Annotated in this window: 23 protein-coding genes; 11 read left to right on the top strand and 12 right to left on the bottom strand. The window is 63.3% G+C overall.

Annotated features, from left to right (window positions below; genetic code table 11):
* Positions 1–8: 8 nt before the first annotated feature.
* Positions 9–887: an RnfABCDGE type electron transport complex subunit B gene (locus tag M52SOB_RS13020; protein ID WP_131112207.1), complete on the bottom strand. Its 879-nt coding sequence runs from the start codon at positions 885–887 to the stop codon at positions 9–11.
* Positions 888–1,374: 487 nt separating this feature from the next.
* Between M52SOB_RS13020 and ccmA the strand changes: the two genes are divergently transcribed.
* The 11 genes from ccmA to M52SOB_RS12965 all read left to right on the top strand — a co-directional run bounded on the left by ccmA (position 1,375) and on the right by M52SOB_RS12965 (position 9,296).
* Positions 1,375–1,986 (top strand): cytochrome c biogenesis heme-transporting ATPase CcmA, encoded by a 612-nt coding sequence (ccmA, locus tag M52SOB_RS13015; protein ID WP_131112206.1) that lies wholly within the window; start codon positions 1,375–1,377, stop codon positions 1,984–1,986.
* Positions 1,983–2,648: a heme exporter protein CcmB gene (ccmB, locus tag M52SOB_RS13010; protein WP_131112205.1), complete on the top strand. Its 666-nt coding sequence runs from the start codon at positions 1,983–1,985 to the stop codon at positions 2,646–2,648. Before ccmA ends, ccmB begins: the two co-directional genes overlap by 4 nt.
* On the top strand, positions 2,645–3,406 hold the full coding sequence (gene ccmC, locus M52SOB_RS13005) for a heme ABC transporter permease CcmC (protein WP_172601850.1): 762 nt from the start codon (positions 2,645–2,647) through the stop codon (positions 3,404–3,406). Before ccmB ends, ccmC begins: the two co-directional genes overlap by 4 nt.
* A complete protein-coding gene (ccmD, locus tag M52SOB_RS13000; RefSeq protein WP_131112204.1) occupies positions 3,403–3,588 on the top strand; it encodes a heme exporter protein CcmD in 186 nt (61 codons plus the stop codon). The genes ccmC and ccmD overlap by 4 nt, the downstream gene beginning before the upstream one ends.
* Complete coding sequence (gene ccmE / locus M52SOB_RS12995) at positions 3,585–4,025, top strand: cytochrome c maturation protein CcmE (RefSeq protein ID WP_131112203.1); 441 nt, start codon at positions 3,585–3,587, stop codon at positions 4,023–4,025. The genes ccmD and ccmE overlap by 4 nt, the downstream gene beginning before the upstream one ends.
* 9 nt (positions 4,026–4,034) lie before the next feature.
* On the top strand, positions 4,035–5,993 hold the full coding sequence (locus M52SOB_RS12990) for a heme lyase CcmF/NrfE family subunit (RefSeq protein ID WP_131112202.1): 1,959 nt from the start codon (positions 4,035–4,037) through the stop codon (positions 5,991–5,993).
* Positions 5,990–6,517 (top strand): DsbE family thiol:disulfide interchange protein, encoded by a 528-nt coding sequence (locus M52SOB_RS12985; protein ID WP_131112201.1) that lies wholly within the window; start codon positions 5,990–5,992, stop codon positions 6,515–6,517. The genes M52SOB_RS12990 and M52SOB_RS12985 overlap by 4 nt, the downstream gene beginning before the upstream one ends.
* A complete protein-coding gene (locus tag M52SOB_RS12980) occupies positions 6,514–6,996 on the top strand; it encodes a cytochrome c-type biogenesis protein (protein WP_131112200.1) in 483 nt (160 codons plus the stop codon). Before M52SOB_RS12985 ends, M52SOB_RS12980 begins: the two co-directional genes overlap by 4 nt.
* Before the next feature lie 186 nt (positions 6,997–7,182).
* Positions 7,183–8,418 carry a c-type cytochrome biogenesis protein CcmI gene (ccmI, locus tag M52SOB_RS12975; protein WP_131112199.1) on the top strand — a complete coding sequence of 412 codons (1,236 nt, stop codon included), beginning with the start codon at positions 7,183–7,185 and terminating at the stop codon, positions 8,416–8,418.
* Positions 8,419–8,433: 15 nt separating this feature from the next.
* Positions 8,434–8,994, top strand: coding sequence for a hypoxanthine-guanine phosphoribosyltransferase (locus M52SOB_RS12970; RefSeq protein ID WP_131112198.1), 561 nt, complete (start codon positions 8,434–8,436; stop codon positions 8,992–8,994).
* 2 nt (positions 8,995–8,996) lie between these two features.
* Positions 8,997–9,296, top strand: a complete 300-nt coding sequence (locus M52SOB_RS12965) for a 4Fe-4S dicluster domain-containing protein (RefSeq protein WP_131112197.1) — start codon at positions 8,997–8,999, stop codon at positions 9,294–9,296.
* A 2-nt stretch (positions 9,297–9,298) separates the two neighbouring features.
* Here the strand turns inward: M52SOB_RS12965 and M52SOB_RS12960 are convergent, their stop codons facing one another.
* From M52SOB_RS12960 to rpoZ, 11 genes are all read right to left on the bottom strand, one after another.
* Positions 9,299–9,907 carry a NapC/NirT family cytochrome c gene (locus M52SOB_RS12960; protein ID WP_131112196.1) on the bottom strand — a complete coding sequence of 203 codons (609 nt, stop codon included), beginning with the start codon at positions 9,905–9,907 and terminating at the stop codon, positions 9,299–9,301.
* Positions 9,908–9,919: 12 nt separating this feature from the next.
* A complete protein-coding gene (locus tag M52SOB_RS12955) occupies positions 9,920–10,282 on the bottom strand; it encodes a c-type cytochrome (RefSeq protein ID WP_131112195.1) in 363 nt (120 codons plus the stop codon).
* A gap of 29 nt (positions 10,283–10,311) precedes the next feature.
* Positions 10,312–10,782: a nitrate reductase cytochrome c-type subunit gene (locus M52SOB_RS12950; protein ID WP_131112194.1), complete on the bottom strand. Its 471-nt coding sequence runs from the start codon at positions 10,780–10,782 to the stop codon at positions 10,312–10,314.
* 34 nt (positions 10,783–10,816) lie between these two features.
* On the bottom strand, positions 10,817–11,716 hold the full coding sequence (napH, locus tag M52SOB_RS12945) for a quinol dehydrogenase ferredoxin subunit NapH (RefSeq protein WP_131112193.1): 900 nt from the start codon (positions 11,714–11,716) through the stop codon (positions 10,817–10,819).
* Positions 11,713–12,651 (bottom strand): ferredoxin-type protein NapG, encoded by a 939-nt coding sequence (gene napG, locus M52SOB_RS12940; protein ID WP_131112192.1) that lies wholly within the window; start codon positions 12,649–12,651, stop codon positions 11,713–11,715. The genes napH and napG overlap by 4 nt, the downstream gene beginning before the upstream one ends.
* A gap of 76 nt (positions 12,652–12,727) precedes the next feature.
* Positions 12,728–15,277, bottom strand: coding sequence for a nitrate reductase catalytic subunit NapA (gene napA / locus M52SOB_RS12935; RefSeq protein ID WP_131112191.1), 2,550 nt, complete (start codon positions 15,275–15,277; stop codon positions 12,728–12,730).
* Positions 15,278–15,294: 17 nt separating this feature from the next.
* Positions 15,295–15,588: a chaperone NapD gene (locus tag M52SOB_RS12930; RefSeq protein ID WP_131112190.1), complete on the bottom strand. Its 294-nt coding sequence runs from the start codon at positions 15,586–15,588 to the stop codon at positions 15,295–15,297.
* A gap of 139 nt (positions 15,589–15,727) precedes the next feature.
* Positions 15,728–16,009 carry a hypothetical protein gene (locus M52SOB_RS12925; protein WP_131112189.1) on the bottom strand — a complete coding sequence of 94 codons (282 nt, stop codon included), beginning with the start codon at positions 16,007–16,009 and terminating at the stop codon, positions 15,728–15,730.
* A gap of 4 nt (positions 16,010–16,013) precedes the next feature.
* Positions 16,014–16,211: a DUF3460 family protein gene (locus M52SOB_RS12920; RefSeq protein WP_131112188.1), complete on the bottom strand. Its 198-nt coding sequence runs from the start codon at positions 16,209–16,211 to the stop codon at positions 16,014–16,016.
* Positions 16,212–16,438: 227 nt separating this feature from the next.
* Positions 16,439–18,595, bottom strand: coding sequence for a RelA/SpoT family protein (locus M52SOB_RS12915; protein ID WP_284155248.1), 2,157 nt, complete (start codon positions 18,593–18,595; stop codon positions 16,439–16,441).
* Positions 18,596–18,714: 119 nt separating this feature from the next.
* On the bottom strand, positions 18,715–18,921 hold the full coding sequence (gene rpoZ / locus M52SOB_RS12910; RefSeq protein ID WP_131112186.1) for a DNA-directed RNA polymerase subunit omega: 207 nt from the start codon (positions 18,919–18,921) through the stop codon (positions 18,715–18,717).

Below are 18,921 nucleotides of genomic sequence, written 5' to 3'. Positions count from 1 at the left end.
GAGGATATTTATTGCAGCAAGGGCAGGGCATCCTGCCGCAGGATCTTTTTCGCCGCCGCACCCTTGACGGGCTTGTTCGGCGTTTCGAACCAGACGATCGCGCCGGTCGGGCAGCGCTCGATCGGCGTGCGTGTCGCCCACTGGTTCAGTTCGTAGCGAACCGTCGCGAGGTTGTCGTCGAGACGGATCAGCCCTGGCGCTGCATCGGCGACGCATTTGCCACAGGCGGTGCAGGCCACCTCGCAGGCCCGTTCGGCGGTGTCGCCATCAGCATGGTTCTTGCACGCCACCCACAGCTGGCGGCTGACCGGCTCCAGCGAAAACAACCCCTTGGGACAGACCTCGACGCAGTCGTTGCAGGCCGCGCACTTGTCGGCATCGACCACCGGCAGCCCATGCTCGTCGAGATGCAGCGCATCGAAATCGCACACCGCTTCGCAGTCGCCCAGCCCCAGGCAGCCCCAGGCGCATTCCTTGCCGCCGCCACCGACCACCGCTGCGGCGCGACATGTCTTCAGACCCGCATAGCGCGCGCGCTGATAGGCCACATGACGGCCGCCGGCGCAGGCGAGCCGGGCCACCTTCTTTTCGATGTTGCCGGGATCGACGCCGAGCAGGTTGGCAATGTCCTTGCGTTGCTGCGGTGAGCTCACCGTGCATTGCGCGGGCACGACCTCTCCCGCCACTACCTTTTCGGCGAAGCCGCGGCAGCCCGGCTGACCGCAGGCGCCACAATTCGATTTGGGAAGCAGCTCCTCGACCTGCTCGATACGCGGGTCTTCGCGAACGAAGAGCTTGCGGTTGGCAAACGCGAGAATCGCCGCCAGGACGGTTCCCAACGCCGCCATGAATCCACCCGCCACCGCCAGATTCGACACCGATTCCATGAAGCTCGCACCACCCCGTTACAATTGGCGCGCCGCAATAATCCGCGCCGTGATCAAAAAAACCCTGCGCACCCGCCACTGCCCGTCGGTGACGGGCGCGAACCTTGCACACAGCGAATTCCGGCCGCTCGAAACCCACGCCTTGCGGGCATGTGCTTCGGCGGCCATCACGGCGCGGCCGGTGGTTTTCCAGCCGACGGGGCGAAAAGGCGGCGTATCACCTTTTCAGACTGCCACACGCAGGGTTGCGCCCCGCGCGTGTTCGTGACATCGAAGAGTATAGGCAGTTTTGTCGCAGCGCAGCAAACAATGGTTTTTATGCCTTTCATAAAAACCATTGTTGGATGATGGTTACGAGAGCCGCCAAGTATCGTCCCAACGCCGCCCGAGGCAGCAACGTTCCCGCCAGTCGCAGGTCTCCTTGAGCTATAAACGCTTGACGCGCATTAAGCCATCGACGGCGATGATCAGGCAAAATGCGCCCTCCATGCTCACGGCTAGCGACCTTTCCTGCGTTCGTGGCGAACGCCGCCTGTTTGCCGGGCTCGATCTCGCGGTCGGTCCCGGCGAGTGGCTGCACGTGCAGGGCGAGAACGGTGCGGGCAAGACGAGCCTCCTGCGCATCCTTGCCGGCCTGTCGCCGCCGGCGGCCGGCGAAGTGCGCTGGCAGGGCGAGCCGATCCGGCAACTGGCCGAGGAATATCACCGTCATTTGCTGTTCCTCGGCCACCACGGCGCCGTCAAGGAAGAGCTCACGCCTTTGGAAAACCTCACCTTCGCCGCCGAACTCGACGGGGTCGCGCTCTCAGAAGCCGAAGGGCTCGCCGCCCTGGCGCGCTTCGGCTTGAGAGGCCGCGAGGATCTGGCGGTACGCTTCCTCTCTGCCGGGCAGAAGCGCCGTGTGCTGCTGGCGCGCCTGGCAGTGCGCAAGGCCACATTGTGGATCCTCGACGAGCCGTTCACCGCGCTCGATGTCAAGGCCGTCGAACTGCTCTCCGGCCTGATCGTCGAGCACGTCAGGGGCGGCGGTATCGTGATCCTGACCAGCCACCAAAGCATTCCGCTGCCGAATGGCAAAGTTCTCAAGGTGGGCGCATGAAGGCGGTGCTGGCCGTCATCCGCCGCGACCTGCTGCTGGCGATGCGCCGCAAGAGCGAGGTGCTGACCGCGCTGTTCTTCTTCATCATCGTCGTCAGCCTGTTTCCGCTGGGTATCGGCCCCGAGCCGGCCTTACTGAGGAAGATCGCGCCGGGCATCCTCTGGGTGGCGGCGCTCCTGGCGACGATGTTGGGCTTATCGCGCCTGTTCGCGCCCGACCACGCCGACGGCACGCTCGAGCAGATGACGCTCTCGCCCAACCCATTGGGCCTGCTGATCGCGGGTAAAATCATCGCGCATTGGCTGACCACGGGACTGCCGCTGGTATTGCTCTCGCCGGTGCTGGGCATCCAGTTCGATCTCGATAGCGAGGCGCTCGGCATCTTGGTGGTTGCCTTGCTGCTGGGCACGCCGCTGCTGTCGCTGATCGGTGCGATCGGTGCGGCACTGACGCTCGGCGTGCGCGGCGGCGGTGTGCTCCTGTCCCTGCTGGTGTTGCCGCTCTACGTGCCGACGCTGATCTTCGGCGCCGGGGCGGTGGAGATGGTCGTCTCCGGCTTGAGCCCCGCCGGCCATCTGTCTTTGCTGGCCGCGCTGTTGGCGCTGGCACTGTTTTTCGCGCCGTGGGCGACCACGGCCGCCTTGAGGATCGCACTGGAGTGAGCAACAACAAGATCATCAACTGGTTCAAGTTCGCCAGCCCACAGAGCTTCTATCCCCTCGCCGGGAAGATGATCCCGTGGTTCTGGACGCTGGCGGCAATCTTCCTGGTCGTGGGGCTCTACATCAGCTTCTTCGTCGCACCGACCGACTTTCAACAAGGCGAGGGTTACCGGATCATCTTCATCCATGTGCCGGCGGCCTGGATGTCGATGTTTCTCTACTGCGTGATGGCCGGCTGGGCAGGTATCGGTTTGGCGCTCAATACACGTCTTTCCGGGATGATGGCGCAGGCGATCGCGCCGACCGGCGCGCTGATGGCTTTCTTGAGCCTGTGGACCGGCGCCTTCTGGGGCAAGCCGATGTGGGGCGCGTGGTGGGTATGGGATGCGCGGCTCACCTCCTCGCTGATCCTGTTCTTCCTCTACATCGGTTTCATCGCCCTGCAGGCCGCGATCGACGACGCGCGGCGCGCCGACAAGGCCGGCGCCATCCTCGCCCTGGTCGGGGTGGTGAACGTGCCGATCATCTATTTCTCGGTCAAATGGTGGAACACCCTGCATCAGGGCGCCTCGGTGGCGATCAACAAGGCGCCGGCGATGGCGACGACGATGCTCTGGGGCATGCTGATCATGGCGCTGGCATTCTGGATGTATGCGATCGCCGTGATCCTGACACGGGTGCGCGCGATCATCCTCGAACGCGAGGCACACACCGAATGGGTCAAGGAACTGCCGGAAGTGAAAGGGTCGAACGCATGAACTGGGGATCGCCCGCCGAATTCTTCGCCATGGGCGGCTATGGCCTCTATGTCTGGGGCAGCTTCGGCGTTTGCGCCGTGCTGATGATCATGGAACCAATCCTGGTCCGCCAGCGTCACAAGAACATTTTGCGCATCCTGCGCCGTGAGCGGCTGGCCGAATCTCTCGAAACCACGTCATGAAACCACGTCACAAACGCATCGCCCTCATCGTCGGCGGACTCGCTGCCCTTGGGCTGGCCGCCGCCTTCGTGCTGAACGCGCTCGACAGCAGCATCGCCTTTTTCGTCACGCCCTCCGAGATCGCGGCCGGCAAGGCGCCGCAGGGCAAGACCTTTCGCGTCGGCGGCATGGTCAAGGAAGGCTCGCTCACGCGGGACAACTTGACCGTCAGCTTCATCATCACCGACACGGCCCGCGACGTGAAAGTCACCTACACCGGCATCCTCCCCGACCTGTTCAAGGAAGGCAAGGGAGCGGTGGCGCAGGGCCGCATGAACCCCGACGGCACCTTTACCGCCACCGAAGTGCTCGCCAAGCATGATGAAAATTACATGCCGCCCGAAGCGGGTCACGCGATAGAACAAGCCCAGAAGGCCCAGAAAACCCTCCAACAATAAGGCGTTGCGATGATTCCAGAACTCGGGCATTTCGCCCTGCTGCTTTCCTTGTTCGTCGCGCTGGCGCTGGGCATCCTGCCCCTGGCCGGCGCCCAGCGCGGCCAGCGTCAATGGATGGCGCTGGCCCGGCCGGCGACAGTCGCGGTCTTCCTGCTGATCGCCTTTTCTTTCGCCTGCCTGACCTGGGCGTTTTACAGCAACGATTTCAGCGTCCTCTACGTCGCCGCGCACTCGAATACGCAGTTGCCGACGATGTATCGCCTCTCCGCGGTCTGGGGTGGGCACGAAGGGTCGCTGTTGCTCTGGGTGCTGATGCTCGCCGGCTGGATGCTGGCCGTCGCGGTTTTTTCGCGTCAGTTGCCCGAAGCGATGGTCGCCCGCGTGCTCGGCGTGCTCGGCCTGGTGATGGTCGGTCTGCTTGCCTTCATCGTGTTCACGTCGAGCCCCTTCGACCGGGTCTTCCCGCCGCCGGCCGAAGGTCGCTCGCTCAATCCCCTGCTGCAGGATCCGGGGCTCGTCTATCACCCGCCGATGCTCTACATGGGTTATGTCGGCTTCTCGGTCGCCTTTGCGTTTGCGATTTCGGCGCTGATCGCCGGCCAGCTCGATGCCGCCTGGGCGCGCTGGTCGCGCCCGTGGACCACCGCCGCGTGGATCTTCCTGACGCTCGGCATTGCGCTCGGCTCCTGGTGGGCCTATTACGAGCTCGGCTGGGGCGGCTGGTGGTTCTGGGACCCGGTCGAAAACGCCTCTTTCATGCCCTGGCTCATCGGCACCGCGCTGATCCACTCGCTGGCGGTGACGGAAAAGCGCGGCAGTTTCAAGAATTGGACGGTGCTCCTGGCGATCGCCGCTTTCTCGTTGTCGTTGTTGGGCACCTTCCTGGTGCGTTCCGGCGTGCTCACCTCGGTGCATGCCTTCGCCACCGACCCGCGCCGCGGCATCTTCATCCTGATCCTGCTGGCGATCGTCGTCGGCAGTTCGCTGCTGCTGTTCGCAGCACGCGCGCCAAAGGTCAGTTTGGGCGGCGGCTTCGCACTCGTCTCGCGCGAAACCTTCCTGCTCGTCAACAACGTGCTGTTGGTGGTCGCCGCCGCCAGTGTGCTGCTCGGCACGCTCTATCCGCTGATCGTCGATGCTTTCGGTCTCGGCAAGATCTCCGTCGGCCCGCCTTATTTCAACGCCGTGTTCGTGCCGATCATGCTGCCCCTCCTGGTCCTGGTGGCCATCGGGCCGGTCGCGCGTTGGAAGCACGACGACCTGAAAACCATCCTCGCCAGGCTCTGGCCGGCGGCCATCGTCGCCGTGGCGGCCGGCATTGCTTTGCCTCCTCTCACCGGCGGCTGGAACGGCGCCGTGGCGCTGGGGCTGGCGCTGGTCGGCTGGATGGTCGCCGCGCTCGTGCTGCAAGCCGCAGACCGTTTGAGGAAGCCCGGCGCACCGACGCGTTCCTGGTGGGGCATGCAGCTCGCCCACTTCGGTCTCGCGGCCTTCGTCGTCGGCGTGACGATGGTCTCCAATTATCAAGAAGAGCGCGATGTGCGCATGGAGCCGGGCGACACGGTCAGCGTCGGTGGCCACGAGTTCAAGTTCCTCGGCGTGCGCGAGGCAGACGGCCCGAACTATCGTGCGTCGGTGGGCAGTTTCGAACTCTCCCGCAATGGTCGCTTGCTGCGCACGCTGCATCCGGAAAAACGCGACTATGGTCTCGGCTCGATGCCGATGACCGAGGCCGCGATCGATGCCGGCTTCACCCGCGACGTCTACGTCTCGCTGGGTGAGCCGCTCACCGGCGACAAGGAAAACGGCGCCTGGGCAGTGCGTGTCTATTACAAGCCTTTCGTGGACTGGATCTGGGGCGGCTGTCTGCTGATGGCGCTCGGCGGTTTCATCGCCGCCAGCGACCGCCGCTATCGCCTGCGCGTCAAGCGCGCGGCGAGCAGCGTTCCGGCAGGAGCTGCGGCATGAACAAATTCACCTGGCCTCTGGTCATCTTCATCCTTCTCGTCGGCCTGCTCGCCGTGGGCCTGAATCTCAATCCGCGCGAAGTGCCCTCCCCCTTGATCGGCAAGCCCGCACCCGCCTTCGAAGTGGCGCAGCTCGCCGATCCGGCGGCAAAGTTTTCTCCCAAAGAGATGCAGGGGCGCGTCTGGCTGTTGAACGTCTGGGCCTCATGGTGCGTCTCCTGCCGCGAGGAACACCCGGTGATCGTCGAGTATGCGAAGAAAGGGCTACTGCCACCGGTCGTCGGGCTCAATTACAAGGACAAGCGCGAAGACGGCCTGCGTTGGCTGGCGCGCTTCGGTGACCCGTATCTCTTGTCGGCCTTCGATGCCGACGGCCGCGTCGGTATCGATTACGGCGTCTATGGCGTGCCGGAGACCTATCTGATCGACAAGGCCGGGGTGATCCGCTTCAAGCAGATCGGCCCGATCACGCCCGAAGTGATGGAAAAGAAGATTCTGCCGCTCGTCAAGGAGCTCAACCAATGAAGTGGCTCATTGCAGTCATGGCGGCGCTCGTGTTCGCGCCAGGCGCGTCGGCGAAGGAAGCCGCGCCGCTCGCCGAGGACCCGGCCGTCGAACAGCGCATGGTGAAGATCACCGAGGAGCTGCGCTGCCTCGTCTGCCAGAACGAATCGCTCGCCGGATCGCAAGCCGATCTCGCCAAGGATCTCAGGCAGGAAGTGCGCGAGTTGATCAAGTCCGGCAAGACGGACGACGAGGTAAAGGAATTCCTCGTCAGCCGCTATGGGGATTTCGTGCTCTATCGGCCGCAGGTCAAGCCGGTGACCTATTTGCTCTGGGGCGGGCCGTTCCTGCTGCTGATCGCCGGCATTCTTGCCCTGATGCGCTACCTGCGCCGCCGCAATCGTCAGCTCACGGAAGTGCCGCTGACCGAAGAGGAGCGTCAACGCGCCGAGGCGCTCTTAAACCCAGATTGTCCATTAGACCGGGCTGATTCACGATGAGCATGCGTAACGATCATTTCAGCGCCCTACACGGCGGGTATCGGGCTGCGGGCGGCGTCTTTGCGCCCCCGCTCCTCGCCAATAGACACGGTTATTGGCTCGTCGCGGGGGCACAAACCTGCTCGCCCTCGCCATCGAAACCCGCTCGTGTTCCAATGGACAATCTGGGTTAAAGGAAAACCAGCCATGACCTTTTTCCTCATCGGCGCGGCGGCGCTGACCCTGATCACACTGGCCTTGCTGCTGTGGCCGTTGCGGCGGCAGAGCGCGCTTGGCGAAGCATCACGACGCGAGATCAATGCCGCGATCTACCGCGACGAGCTGGCCGAACTCGACCGTGACCTGGCGACGGGCGAACTCTCCCAGGCCGATTACGACGCCGCCAAGACCGAATTGCAGCGCCGTCTGCTGGAAGACAGCCAAGCCGAAGCAGGGGTTGCGGACGCCGGCTTACCCGCCAGCCGCGCGACTGCGGCCGCGCTCGCCATTACTCTGCCGCTGGGCGCCGCGCTGCTCTATTTCTTGCTCGGCAACCCTGCCGCGTTGAACGCGCAGGCGAGCGCCGCCATGCATCAACAGCAGTTCTCACCGGCCGAGATCGAGCGCCTGGTCAGCGATTTTGCCGCCAAGCTGGAGAACGAGCCGGAGAACTACAAGGGCTGGGCGATGCTCGGCCGCTCCTACAAGGCGCTGGGGCGCTTCCCCGAGGCGGTGCGTGCCTATGAGCGCACCGGGCCATTGCTCGAATCAAGCGCCGACCTGCTGGTCGACTATGCCGATACATTGGCCGCCGCGCAGGGCTTCGATGACAAGACGCTGGCGGTTCTGGATCGCGCCCTGAAGCTCGACCCCGCACAACCGCAGGGACTGTGGCTGCGCGGCACGGCCGCCTTCGAAGCCAAGCAGTATGACAAGGCGGTGGCGGACTGGGAGGCATTGCTTGCGCTGCTCGAACCGGGCTCGGAGGATGCCAGGGCCATCGAGGCCAACATCGCCGAAGCCCGGCAACTGGGTGGCTTGGCACCCACGCCACGGCAGTCGGCCAAACTCGGCGCTGATAAGACGGCACCAGCCGGGGCTGCGGCGATCAAGGGACGCGTCGAGATCGCCCCCGCGCTGACCGACAAGCTTCCCGCCAATGGCGTGCTGATGGTGGTGGCGCGGCCGGCTGACGGTTCGCGCATGCCGGTGGCCGTGTTGCGCGTGCCCCTCGGCAAGTCACCGCTCGACTTCGTGCTCGACGACAGCCTGGCGATGAGCCCGGACCGCAAGCCTTCGCAATTTGCAGAGCTGATGGTCGAGGCGCGCGTCTCGGCCACCGGTCAGGCCATGCCACAACCCGGCGACCTGTTCGGTCCGGCCGTCAAAGTCAAACAAGGCGCACGCGACGTGCAATTGCTGATCGACCAGGTGCGCCAGTAATCGCTTGGACCGTCCATGCAGGAGAGCTTTCTCGAGGAAATACGGCGGGTCAGGAACGAGGCCGATTGCATCGCTTCCGCCGCCGAGGTCGATGCCGCCATCGAGCGTATGGCCGGTGAAATCACCCAGCGGCTCGCGCAAGCGAATCCGCTGATTTCTGTGGTGATGAACGGCGGCCTGATCGTCGCGGGACGCCTGCTGCCGCTGCTCGACTTCCCCCTCGAGCTCGACTACCTGCACGCGACGCGCTATGGCCATGCGCTCTCCGGCAGTCGGCTCGACTGGCGCGTGCGCCCTGCGCAGAATCTGGCCGGCCGCACGGTGCTGGTGATCGATGACGTGCTCGACGAGGGCTACACGCTCGATGCCATCTGCCAGAGCGTGCGTGAGGCCGGCGCCGCCATGGTGCTGACCGCCGTGTTGGTGCACAAGCAGCATGAACGCAAGGCGCGGCCCGGCATGCGTGCCGACTTCACTGGTCTCGAAGCGCCCGATCGCTTCCTGTTCGGCGGCGGCATGGACTACAAAGGCTATTGGCGCAACGCGCCGGGCATTTACGCCGTCAGAGGAAAGTGAGCATGATTTCCCGGCGCGATTTCCTGCGCGGCCGCATCAAAGCTTCGCAAAACACGGTCGAGGCCACAGCCACCACGAAAGCACAGCTGGCCTCGATCGGCCCGGCCTGCATCGCCTATGTCGATAACGTGGTCTGTCGCAGTTGCGGCGATGCCTGCGACGAGCAGGCGATTCGTTTTTCGCCGCGGCTGGGCAGCGCAGCCCTGCCCGTCGTCCTCACCGAGCGCTGCACCGGCTGCGGCGCCTGCCTGCCGGTGTGCCCGGCCGGCGCGATCACGCTCGCACCGGCCGGCAGTTCTTGAAATCACTCTTCTTCGTCCTCAGTGCCCGGCTTCTTGTAGCCCTTCGGCAGCTTGTGGGCGATGCCCTGGTGGCAATCGATGCAGCTCTTGCCCGCCGCCTTGGCCTCCATGTGCTTCTTGTAAGGCGTTTTCTTCTGCAGTTCTGGGCTCATCGCCTCGAAGCTGTGGCAGTTGCGGCACTCGATCGAATCGCGCGCCTTCATGCGTTCCCACTCGTGCTGCGCCAGTTCCAGCCGCTTCGCCTCGAACTTCTCCTTGGTGTCGATCGAACCGGTGAGCTTGCCCCACACTTCGCCGCTCGCCTTGATCTTGCGGATCAGCTTGTGCGTCCAGTCCTTCGGCACATGGCAGTCCGAGCAGATCGCGCGCACGCCGGTGCGGTTGCTGTAGTGGATCGTGTATTGATACTCCTGATACACGGTGTCGCGCATCTCATGGCAGCTCACGCAAAACTCTAGCGTGTTGGTCGCCTCCATGCCGGTGTTGAAGGCACCCCAAAAAACGATGCCGCCGACGAAGCCCATCGTGGCGAGCGCGAGCACCGAATGCTTCGCGCTCGGCCGCTTGAGCCGCGCCCACCAGCCCTGGCGTCCAGGATCCGATTGCGTCATGATCTGCCGCCGTCAGGGCTTGATCGACAGGATGTATTGCGCGAGGTTCTTGATCTGCGCCATGTCGTTGGGCGGCATGGTCTTGACGATCTTGTGATTTTCCTCGCTGCCGTCGGCGAGCTTGACCTTCTTGCCCGACGTGAGATGCTTGACGATCTCATCGACGGCATTGGGCTTGTCTTTGTACTTCTCGGCCGTCTTCAGGAAGGAGGGGCCATCCTTGTCCTTTTTGAGACCATGGCACTGCTTGCAGTTGTTCTGCTCGGCAAGATCCTTGGCGGCATCGACGTCGAGCGCCAGTGCAGCGGGCGAGAATCCGGTGAGGGTGAATGCGGCGAAGCTCGCAGTCACGATCATGCGGCGGATGTGTTTCATTTGAGTGCTCCGTTACGTGGTTGAAAAACTCATTTCGTGACGCCGACGAACTTGTTATCGACCAGGGGCTTGGCATCCACCTGCGGCACATGACAGGTGTCGCACTGGAAACGGCTCATCTCGACCGCCGGGCTGCCATCCTTCTTCTTGAGGGTTTTCGAGAAGTGGCTCTGGCCGATCTTCGGCACTTTCTGGCCGCGTAGCTCGTCGGTGATGTGGCATTCGAGGCAGGCGTTTTCCTCGATCGTGATCGGCAGGTATTTCTCGACCGTATGCGGCACCAGCGGCGGCTGGCCGATGAAGGTGCGATCGATCAGGTGGGCCTGGCCGACGCCAGGAATCTTGTCGGCATAGACCTTGACCTCCGGCGCACGGTCGGGCGCCGAAACGTCGGCGCCACGCATCGGGGCCGGGCCGCTGGTGGATGCGCAGCCGATGAGCGAGGCCAAAAACGTCGCGAGCGCGAGGCCGGCAGTCTTACCTAGGGTGGCGTTTTTCATGATCGGATTCCTCCAGGAGGGACACAAAGTGGGCTCATTTCGTTACCGGCGACACCGTGCCGGCAGCCACGGATTCGTTGGCGCCGAAGCGGGTGCCGAATTGGAAAACATCCTTCGAACAGACATCGATGCAGCGTCCGCAGTTGGTGCAGTTGGCGAACAGGATCACCGGCGGCGCGCCGTCGATGCCTTTGAGCGCCGGCCGGATCACCTGCTGCTCGGGACAGACCGCGAAACAGTCCATGCAGTCGTTGCAGGCCTCGCGCCTCGGCAGCCTGACGCGCATCACCGAGAATTTGCCGATCAGGCTGTAAAACGCCCCGACCGGACACAGATGGCCGCACCAGCCGTGACGCATCACGAACAGGTCGAACAGGAAGACCGCCAGGATCACCGCCCAGGCGAGCCCCATGCCAAAGATCAGGCCGCGATGCAGCATCGATACGGGATTGACCATTTCCCAGGCGATCGTGCCGGTGGCAGCCGAGACCAAGAGCGTCATGCCGAGAATCCAGTAACGGGTCTGGCGCGAGATGTGCGCGTTGCCGCCCTTGAGCCCCAGCCGGTTCCTCAGCCAGGCGGCGAAATCCGTCACCAGATTGACCGGGCAGACCCAGCTGCAATAGCTGCGCCCGCCGACCAAGAGATAAAACAGCACGACGATCGTCACCCCGATCAGACCGAGCTTCTCGGGGGTCTGTCCGCTCATCAACGCCTGCAGCAGCAGATACGGATCGGCCAGCGGCAGGGTGTTCAGCGTGTAACTGAAATTGAGATTCCCCTTGACGATCCACCAACCGAACCACGGGCCGACGAGGAAGAGCAGCAGAATGCCCAATTGCGAAGTGCGGCGCAGGATCAGCCACTTGTGTGCAGCAAGCCAACCCTTGGTGGCAACGGCTTCCGCACCGGGACGTTCGGGCCGCGCGCTCATAGCTTGTCTCCCTGCAGGGCTTTGAAAGTCGGCGCTGACGGAAATGAAGGCGTTCCGCCGGGCGCCGCCTCACCTCGAAAAGTCGGCGCTGGCGGGGCGGCACTTCCCTGAGCGCCGGGCGTTGCGGCGCCCGCACCTGGCGCCGGCGGCTCGTTGAGCAAACCCTTGCCGCCGTAGTCATAGCGCATGCCCTCCGGCAGGTTGTATTGGTGCTCGACATCCGGTGCAACGAGACTGCCGCCAGCCTTCTCCTTCTCGACCCAGCCGAGCCGGTAATGTGCAGAGAGCTGGCCCTTGGCGACGTAGATCGGCAGCACCTTGATCGCGGCGATTTCCGTCGGACAGGCTTTCTCGCATTTGCCGCAGCCGGTACAGGCTTCGGAATGCACGGTCGGGATGAACATCGCATGCTTGCCGGTGCGTGTATTCGCCATCGGTTCGAGCGTGATTGCCTTGTCGATCACCGGGCAGATGCGATAGCAGATATCGCAGCGCAAGCCCAAGAAATTCAGGCAGGTCTCGTGGTCGATCAGCACCGCGAGCCCCATGCGGGCCTTGGTGATGTCGGTCAAGCGGTGATCGAGCGCCCCAGTCGGGCAGGCTTTTACGCATGGGATGTCCTCGCACATCTCGCATGGCGCCTGGCGCGCGACGAAATAGGGCGTGCCCGTCGCCATGGGCTCTTCCGGTTTGGCGAGATGCAGGATGTCATACGGGCAGTCGCGCACGCACATGCCGCAGCGGATGCAGGCGGCAGAGAATGCCGTTTCCGGCAAAGCGCCGGGGGGACGGATGGCAGCAGGGGGCAGCGCGGTCGCATGCCGCGCGTAGAGTCCGACGCCCAGTCCCAAAAGGCCGACGCTGCAGACCATGCGGGCGGTGTCGGCAAGGAACTGGCGACGGGCCGAGCCTTTGGATTTCGTATCTTGAGCCATGTTCGTGGGGCGGGAAGCCTGCCCCCTGTCCTGCTTCCCGTTTCCATGTCGTTACGTTACCGAGCCATCGATCGGGTCAGACCTTGATCACCTTGGCGGCGCACTTCTTGAAGTCGGTCTCTTTCGAGATCGGACAGGTGGCGTCCAGGGTGAGCTTGTTGACCAGGCGGTGCTCGTCGAAGAACGGGACGAAGATCAATCCCTCCGGCGGCTTGTTGCGCCCCTTGGTCTCGACGCGCAGCTGGATCTCGCCGCGCCGCGTGATGACCTTGACGACGTCGTGACGCTTGAGGCCACGCTTTTCGGCATCCTTCGGGTGCATGAACACCACCGCATCCGGGAAGGCCTTGTAGAGCTCGGGCACGCGCCGCGTCATCGAGCCGGTATGCCAGTGTTCAAGCACGCGGCCGGTGCACAGCCACAGGTCGTATTCGTTGTCCGGCATTTCGGCAGCCGGCTGATAAGGCAGCGCGAAGATCTTCGCCTTGCCATCGGGATAGCCATAGAAGCGCACCCCTTCGCCTTTCTTGACATAGGGGTCGTAGCCTTCGCGGAAGCGCCACAGCGTCTCTTTGCCATCCACCACCGGCCAGCGCAGGCCCCGCACCTTGTGATAGGTGTCGAACAGCGCGAGGTCGTGAGCATGACCACGGCCGAACTCGGCATATTCCTCGAACAGCCCTTTTTGCACGTAGAAGCCGAAGTGCTCGGTCTCGTCGTTGGTGTAGCCGGTCCAGGCGTGGGCATTCACCTTTGCCGCCTCTTCCTTCGGGAACTTGTTGACATGACCGTTGAGATAGAGGATCTCGTAGAGCGTCTTGCCTTTGTATTCGGGCATCTTGGCGACGAGCTCCGCCGGCCAGACATCCTCGACCTTGAAACGCTTCGAGAACTCCAGGTATTGCCACAGATCGGATTTGGCCTCACCCGGCGCCTTGACCTGCTGGCGCCAGAACTGGGTGCGCCGCTCGGCGTTGCCATAGGCGCCCTCCTTTTCCATCCACATCGCGGCGGGCAGGATCAGATCTGCCGACATCGCCGAGACGGTCGGATACGCATCGGAGACGACCGTGAAGCACTTCGGATTGCGCCATCCCGGATAGACCTCGCCATTGACATTCGGGCCCGCCTGCATGTTGTTGGTGGTGGATGTCCACAAGAAGCCGATCTTGCCGTCCTTGGCCATGCGCGATTGCAGCACCGCGTGATAACCGGGCACCGGGTTGATCGTGCCGGCGGGCAGTTTCCAGATCTTTTCCGCGGTCTCGCGGTGCTTCGGATTCATCACCACCATGTCGGCCGGCAGGCGATGCGTGAACGTGCCGACCTCGCGCGCGGTGCCGCAGGCCGAAGGTTGACCGGTCAGCGAGAACGGGCCGTTGCCGGGTTCGGAGATCTTGCCGACCAAGAGATGCACGTTGTAGATCATGTTGTTGACCCAGGTGCCGCGCGTGTGCTGGTTGAAGCCCATCGTCCAGTAGGAGCAGACCTTGGTCTTCGGATCGGCATAGGTCTTGGCGAGCTTTTCGAGCTTGTCCTTGGGCACGCCGGAAAGCTCGTGCGCCTTGTCGAGCGTGTATTCGGAGACGAACTGGGCAAATTCTTCGAACGTGATCGGTGTGTGCTTGTTCGGATCGCCCTTCGGCTTGCCGTCCGGGCCAGGGTAGCCGTTGTTGCCGGCCGCCTGCTCGAGCGGGTGGTTGGGGCGCAGGCCATAACCGATATCGGTGACACCCTTGAAGAAGCCGACGTGCTTGGCGACGAAGTCCTTGTTGACCGCGCCGTTCTGGATGATGTAGTTGCAGATGTAGTTGAGGATCGCCAGATCCGACTGCGGCTTGAAGATCATCTCGTTGTCGGCGAGTTCGCAGGAACGGTGCGAGAAGGTGGACAGCACATGGATGCGCACATGGTCGGCGGTGAGCCGACGGTTGGTGATGCGCGTCCACAGGATCGGGTGCATCTCGGCCATGTTCGAGCCCCACAGCACGAAGGCGTCGGCATGCTCCATGTCGTCATAGCAGCCCATCGGCTCGTCGATGCCGAAGGTGCGCATGAAGCCGGCCACCGCCGAGGCCATGCAATGGCGCGCGTTCGGGTCGATGCTGTTGGAGCGGAAACCCGCCTTCATCAATTTGACGGCGGCGTAACCTTCCCAGATCGTCCATTGGCCGGAGCCGAACATCGCCACGCCCTGCGGCCCTTGTTCCGGGTTCTTCAAGGTCGCCTTGACCTTCTCGGCCATGATGTCGAAGGCCTGATCCCAGGAGATCGGCTGGAACTCGCCGTTCTTGTCGTACTTGCCGTCCTTCATGCGCAAAAGCGGCTTGGTCAGCCGGTCCTGGCCATACTGGATCTTGGCGAGGAAATAGCCCTTGACGCAGTTCAATCCCTTGTTGACCGGCGCGTCGGGGTCACCTTGTGTCGCGACGATGCGGCCATCCTTGACGCCGACCAGCACGCTGCAACCGGTGCCGCAGTAGCGGCAGGCGCCCTTGTCCCAGCGGATGCCGTCATCAGCCTTGACCTGCGCGAGCGCCTGGGCCCCGGGAATCGACATGCCCGCCACGCCGGCCGCGGCGGCGATCGCATTTGCCTTGATGAATTCACGCCGTGTCAGTTCCATTGCCAATCTCCTTGTTTTCAAGCCAGTGCCGTGGCATCGCCGGCGGGCGACGCCTCCACAGAAGAAATGGGTGCTTCCGGATCATCCTCTTTCTGGTGATAGACCATGGAGGCCGACATCACGCCGTCCAGAAGATTGATCTGCTCAAAGCGTTCGACGGTATCCCGGTCGCTCGCCGTTTCGATCGTGACGATCATCTTGCCTTCGGGAGAGACGGCGGCGAGCTCGACACCGGGAAGGGTTTGCAGGCGGGCACGCACTGCCGCGACCTGCTCGGGATGCGGAATGACGATGACGCTGGAAATGTTCATGGAATGCGCCCTGAGACCCCAAAAAATTTATGGGATTGAGATGGACGCATCCTAGGATTGCGCACGGCGAATTTGCTTGACAGGTGTCAAGAAATTCGAATGTCGAGTATGCCGCTCGGAAAAGAGCGGCAAGCCCCGTTCAACGGCGTTTCGGTTTGACTTTGACGGGCTTTTTCGCCGTCTTGGGCTTGGCTTTGCCCGCCTTTACCGGCGTGGACTTGTTGACCGCTGCGACAGGCTCGGTAGCGGGTGATATGGGAGCTGGCGGCATGGCCGCCGTCGGCTGCAACACGACCGGTTTGGGTGGCACGACGGGTTGCGGCGTCTCCGCCGCACGGGCAAGCGCCACCCAGCCGTACGAGACAACGAGCAATGCAACCGCGAGACCGCGGCTGCCGGCGTGCAGCGATTGATTCGGCATTTTCTCAATTGACGTCATAGTAATACGGCTTCTGTGGGACTTTCACCGCGGCGCGACGGGCGAGTTCGTCCGGATCGAGATTGCCGCGATCCCACCATAGCGCGCGGCCTTTTTGCTGCTCCTCGATCTGCTCGGGATGCTGCTTGAGCCATTCGCGCATGAATTTCGTGTATTCGGATTCGTAGCCTTTGAGTTTGCTCATCGTGTATTTCTCCGTTTCAACCCAGATTGTCCATTGGAACACGAGCGGGTTTCGAAGGCGAGGGCGAGCAGGTTTGCGTCCCCGCGACGAGCCAATAACCGTGTCTATTGGCAAGGAGCGGGGGCGCGAAGATGCCGCCCGCAGTTTGAGACCCGCCGTGTAGGGCGATGAAATGATCGTTTCGCATGCTCATGGTAAGTTAGCCCGGTCTAATGGACAATCTGGGTTCAATGATCCTCTTTGATGCGGCTGATGCGTGTGACGATCGGCAGCCGCCGCAGACTGCGCAGGATACCCGCCAGATGGGTGCGGTTGTTTACCTGCAACATGAAATACAGCGCCGTCGTGCTGCCACCATCGGCATCCATGCGCACGTTGTTGATGTTGGTGTCATGCTCGGCGATCGTCGCGGCGATTCTCGCCAGGACGCCGGGCGTATTCTGCGCAACGACCTTGATCAGCACCTCGAACGGTCCTTTCACATCCGGATCCCATTCGACATCGACCCATTCACGCACCCCGCCGGCAGCACGTGCAGTGCGCGCCGCCTTGGGGTTGCGTAGCGTCGGACAATCGTGGGTATGGACGATGAGCCCTTGGCCGGCGCGGATCACGCCAACGATCGGATCGCCGGGAATCGGCCGGCAGCAGCGCGCCAGCTGCATCGCCATGCCTTGGGGGCCGGAAATGCGGATCGGACTCCTGCCTTGCGTAGCAACGCCACCGGCGTGGCCATCGATCAGACGCCGCGCGACGATCGCCGGCAAACGCTTGCCCAGACCGATGTCGGCGAGCACTTCCTTTTGCGACTTGCCGGAGAAGGTGCGCAGGAAACGTTGCCAGGCGGCGGCGCCGAGCTCTTCGATGCGGTGGCCGAAATTGGCCAGCGCCTGGGCGAGCAGGTGTTCGCCGAGCGCGGCGGATTCTTCGTGCTGCCGGGTCTTGAGGAAGTGGCGGATCTGCGCGCGTGCCTTGCCGGTCTTGACGAACGCCAGCCAATTCGGATTCGGCGCCGCGTTCGGCGCGGTGATGATCTCGACGCGATCGCCGTTCCTGAGCTCGGTGCGCAGCGGGAGATGCTCGTGATTGATCTTGCAGGCGACACAGCGGTGGCCGATGTCGGTATGCACCGCATAGGCGAAATCGACCGCGGTAGCGCCACGCGGCAGCGAAAGGATCTTGCCGGCCGGCGTGAACACATACACTTCGTCGGGGAACAGATCGACCTTGACGTGTTCGAGGAACTCGGCGGAATCAACCGAGGCGGTCTGCAGCTCGAGTAGCGATTGCAGCCATTGATGGGTGGTGCGCTCGAGCTCGGAAAACGATTCGACGTCTTTGTAGAGCCAGTGCGAAGCGACGCCGGACTCGGCGACGCGGTGCATGTCGCGTGTGCGGATCTGGATTTCGATCGGCGTGCCGAAGGGGCCGATCAAGGTGGTGTGCAGCGACTGGTAACCATTCGCCTTCGGGATCGCGATGTAATCCTTGAACTTGCCCGGTACCGGCTTGTAGAGGCCATGCAGCGCGCCGAGGACGAGATAGCAGGTCGGCACGTCGGCGACGACGATGCGGAAACCATAGATGTCATGTACCTGCGAGAAGGTCAGATGCTTCTCGCGCATCTTGCGATAGATGCCATAGAGATGCTTCTCGCGGCCCATCACCTCGGCATCGATGTGCGCCTCGGCCAGCCGCGCTTTGATCGCCGCCATGATCTTCTCGATCACCTCGCGGCGGTTGCCGCGCGCAGCACGCACCGCCTTGGCGAGGACGCGGTAGCGCAGGGGATGCAGATGACGGAACGAGAGCTCCTGCAGCTCGCGGAACAGCGTGTTGAGACCGAGACGGTTGGCGATCGGTGCGTAGATTTCGAGCGTCTCTTTCGCGATGCGGCGGCGCTTCTCGGGGCGCATCGCATCGAGCGTGCGCATGTTGTGCAGACGGTCGGCCAGCTTGATCAGGATCACCCGCACATCCTGGGCCATCGCCAGCAGCATCTTGCGGAAGTTTTCTGCCTGCGCCTCTTCGAAGGACTGGTGCTCGATGCGATCGAGCTTGGAGACGCCGTCGACGAGTTCCGCGGTGACCTTGCCGAAATCCTGGGCGATCTGCGCCTTGGTGATCGCCGTGTCTTCCATCACGTCATGCAACAGCGCGGCGGAGAGCGCCTGCGGGTCGAGATGCCAGTGCGCCAGTGTCTCGGCGACGGCGAGCGGATGGGAGATGTACGGGTCGCCGCTGGAGCGGAACTGGCCACGATGCGCATTCGCCGAGAAGTGGTAGGCCGCCGCGACGTGGTCCACGTCCTCCGGTTTCAGGTAGACATGCAGCTGGGCGATGAAGTGCTCGAAATCCTCCGCCAGATCGACCGGCGGATGCATGTCGAGCGGAATGATCGGCGGCTCGTCGACGACGGAGGGCGGCGCGCTGGCGGGCTGCGGCGAAATGGATGGGGACGACATGGCCGCCGGCATGAGGACGCCCCTTCGCCTACATACCGTCAGACCAGGCTGCGGTGCAGGACTTCGGCCCCATATTTGCCTTCGGCGAGTTCGCGTAGCGCGATCACCGTCGGCTTGTCCTTGTCCGGGTCGACGAGTGGCGTGCTGCCGGTGGCGATCTGACGGGCACGCCAGGTGGCGGCCAACGCCATTTCGAAACGGTTGGGAATCTGTTTCAGGCAATCTTCGGCGGTGATACGGGCCAT

Source organism: Sulfuricystis thermophila (genome assembly GCF_004323595.1).
Lineage (GTDB): Bacteria > Pseudomonadota > Gammaproteobacteria > Burkholderiales > Rhodocyclaceae > Sulfuricystis > Sulfuricystis thermophila.
Note: the sequence above shows the minus strand (reverse complement) of the source record. Positions and strands in the feature narration are given on the sequence as shown.

Coding starts and splice junctions, on each gene's coding strand:
- M52SOB_RS12985 (WP_131112201.1), top strand. CDS start 5,990: ATGAACAAATTCACCTGGCCTCTGGTCATCTTCATCCTTCTCGTCGGC.
- rpoZ (WP_131112186.1), bottom strand. CDS start 18,921: ATGGCCCGTATCACCGCCGAAGATTGCCTGAAACAGATTCCCAACCGT.
- M52SOB_RS12955 (WP_131112195.1), bottom strand. CDS start 10,282: ATGAAACACATCCGCCGCATGATCGTGACTGCGAGCTTCGCCGCATTC.
- napG (WP_131112192.1), bottom strand. CDS start 12,651: ATGGCTCAAGATACGAAATCCAAAGGCTCGGCCCGTCGCCAGTTCCTT.
- M52SOB_RS12970 (WP_131112198.1), top strand. CDS start 8,434: ATGCAGGAGAGCTTTCTCGAGGAAATACGGCGGGTCAGGAACGAGGCC.
- M52SOB_RS12925 (WP_131112189.1), bottom strand. CDS start 16,009: ATGCCGAATCAATCGCTGCACGCCGGCAGCCGCGGTCTCGCGGTTGCA.
- ccmD (WP_131112204.1), top strand. CDS start 3,403: ATGAACTGGGGATCGCCCGCCGAATTCTTCGCCATGGGCGGCTATGGC.
- M52SOB_RS12980 (WP_131112200.1), top strand. CDS start 6,514: ATGAAGTGGCTCATTGCAGTCATGGCGGCGCTCGTGTTCGCGCCAGGC.
- M52SOB_RS12930 (WP_131112190.1), bottom strand. CDS start 15,588: ATGAACATTTCCAGCGTCATCGTCATTCCGCATCCCGAGCAGGTCGCG.
- napA (WP_131112191.1), bottom strand. CDS start 15,277: ATGGAACTGACACGGCGTGAATTCATCAAGGCAAATGCGATCGCCGCC.
- M52SOB_RS12950 (WP_131112194.1), bottom strand. CDS start 10,782: ATGAAAAACGCCACCCTAGGTAAGACTGCCGGCCTCGCGCTCGCGACG.
- M52SOB_RS12915 (WP_284155248.1), bottom strand. CDS start 18,595: ATGCATCCGCCGGTCGATCTGGCGGAGGATTTCGAGCACTTCATCGCC.
- M52SOB_RS12990 (WP_131112202.1), top strand. CDS start 4,035: ATGATTCCAGAACTCGGGCATTTCGCCCTGCTGCTTTCCTTGTTCGTC.
- M52SOB_RS13020 (WP_131112207.1), bottom strand. CDS start 887: ATGGAATCGGTGTCGAATCTGGCGGTGGCGGGTGGATTCATGGCGGCG.
- M52SOB_RS12965 (WP_131112197.1), top strand. CDS start 8,997: ATGATTTCCCGGCGCGATTTCCTGCGCGGCCGCATCAAAGCTTCGCAA.
- ccmE (WP_131112203.1), top strand. CDS start 3,585: ATGAAACCACGTCACAAACGCATCGCCCTCATCGTCGGCGGACTCGCT.
- ccmA (WP_131112206.1), top strand. CDS start 1,375: ATGCTCACGGCTAGCGACCTTTCCTGCGTTCGTGGCGAACGCCGCCTG.
- ccmB (WP_131112205.1), top strand. CDS start 1,983: ATGAAGGCGGTGCTGGCCGTCATCCGCCGCGACCTGCTGCTGGCGATG.
- napH (WP_131112193.1), bottom strand. CDS start 11,716: ATGAGCGCGCGGCCCGAACGTCCCGGTGCGGAAGCCGTTGCCACCAAG.
- M52SOB_RS12960 (WP_131112196.1), bottom strand. CDS start 9,907: ATGACGCAATCGGATCCTGGACGCCAGGGCTGGTGGGCGCGGCTCAAG.
- ccmI (WP_131112199.1), top strand. CDS start 7,183: ATGACCTTTTTCCTCATCGGCGCGGCGGCGCTGACCCTGATCACACTG.
- M52SOB_RS12920 (WP_131112188.1), bottom strand. CDS start 16,211: ATGAGCAAACTCAAAGGCTACGAATCCGAATACACGAAATTCATGCGC.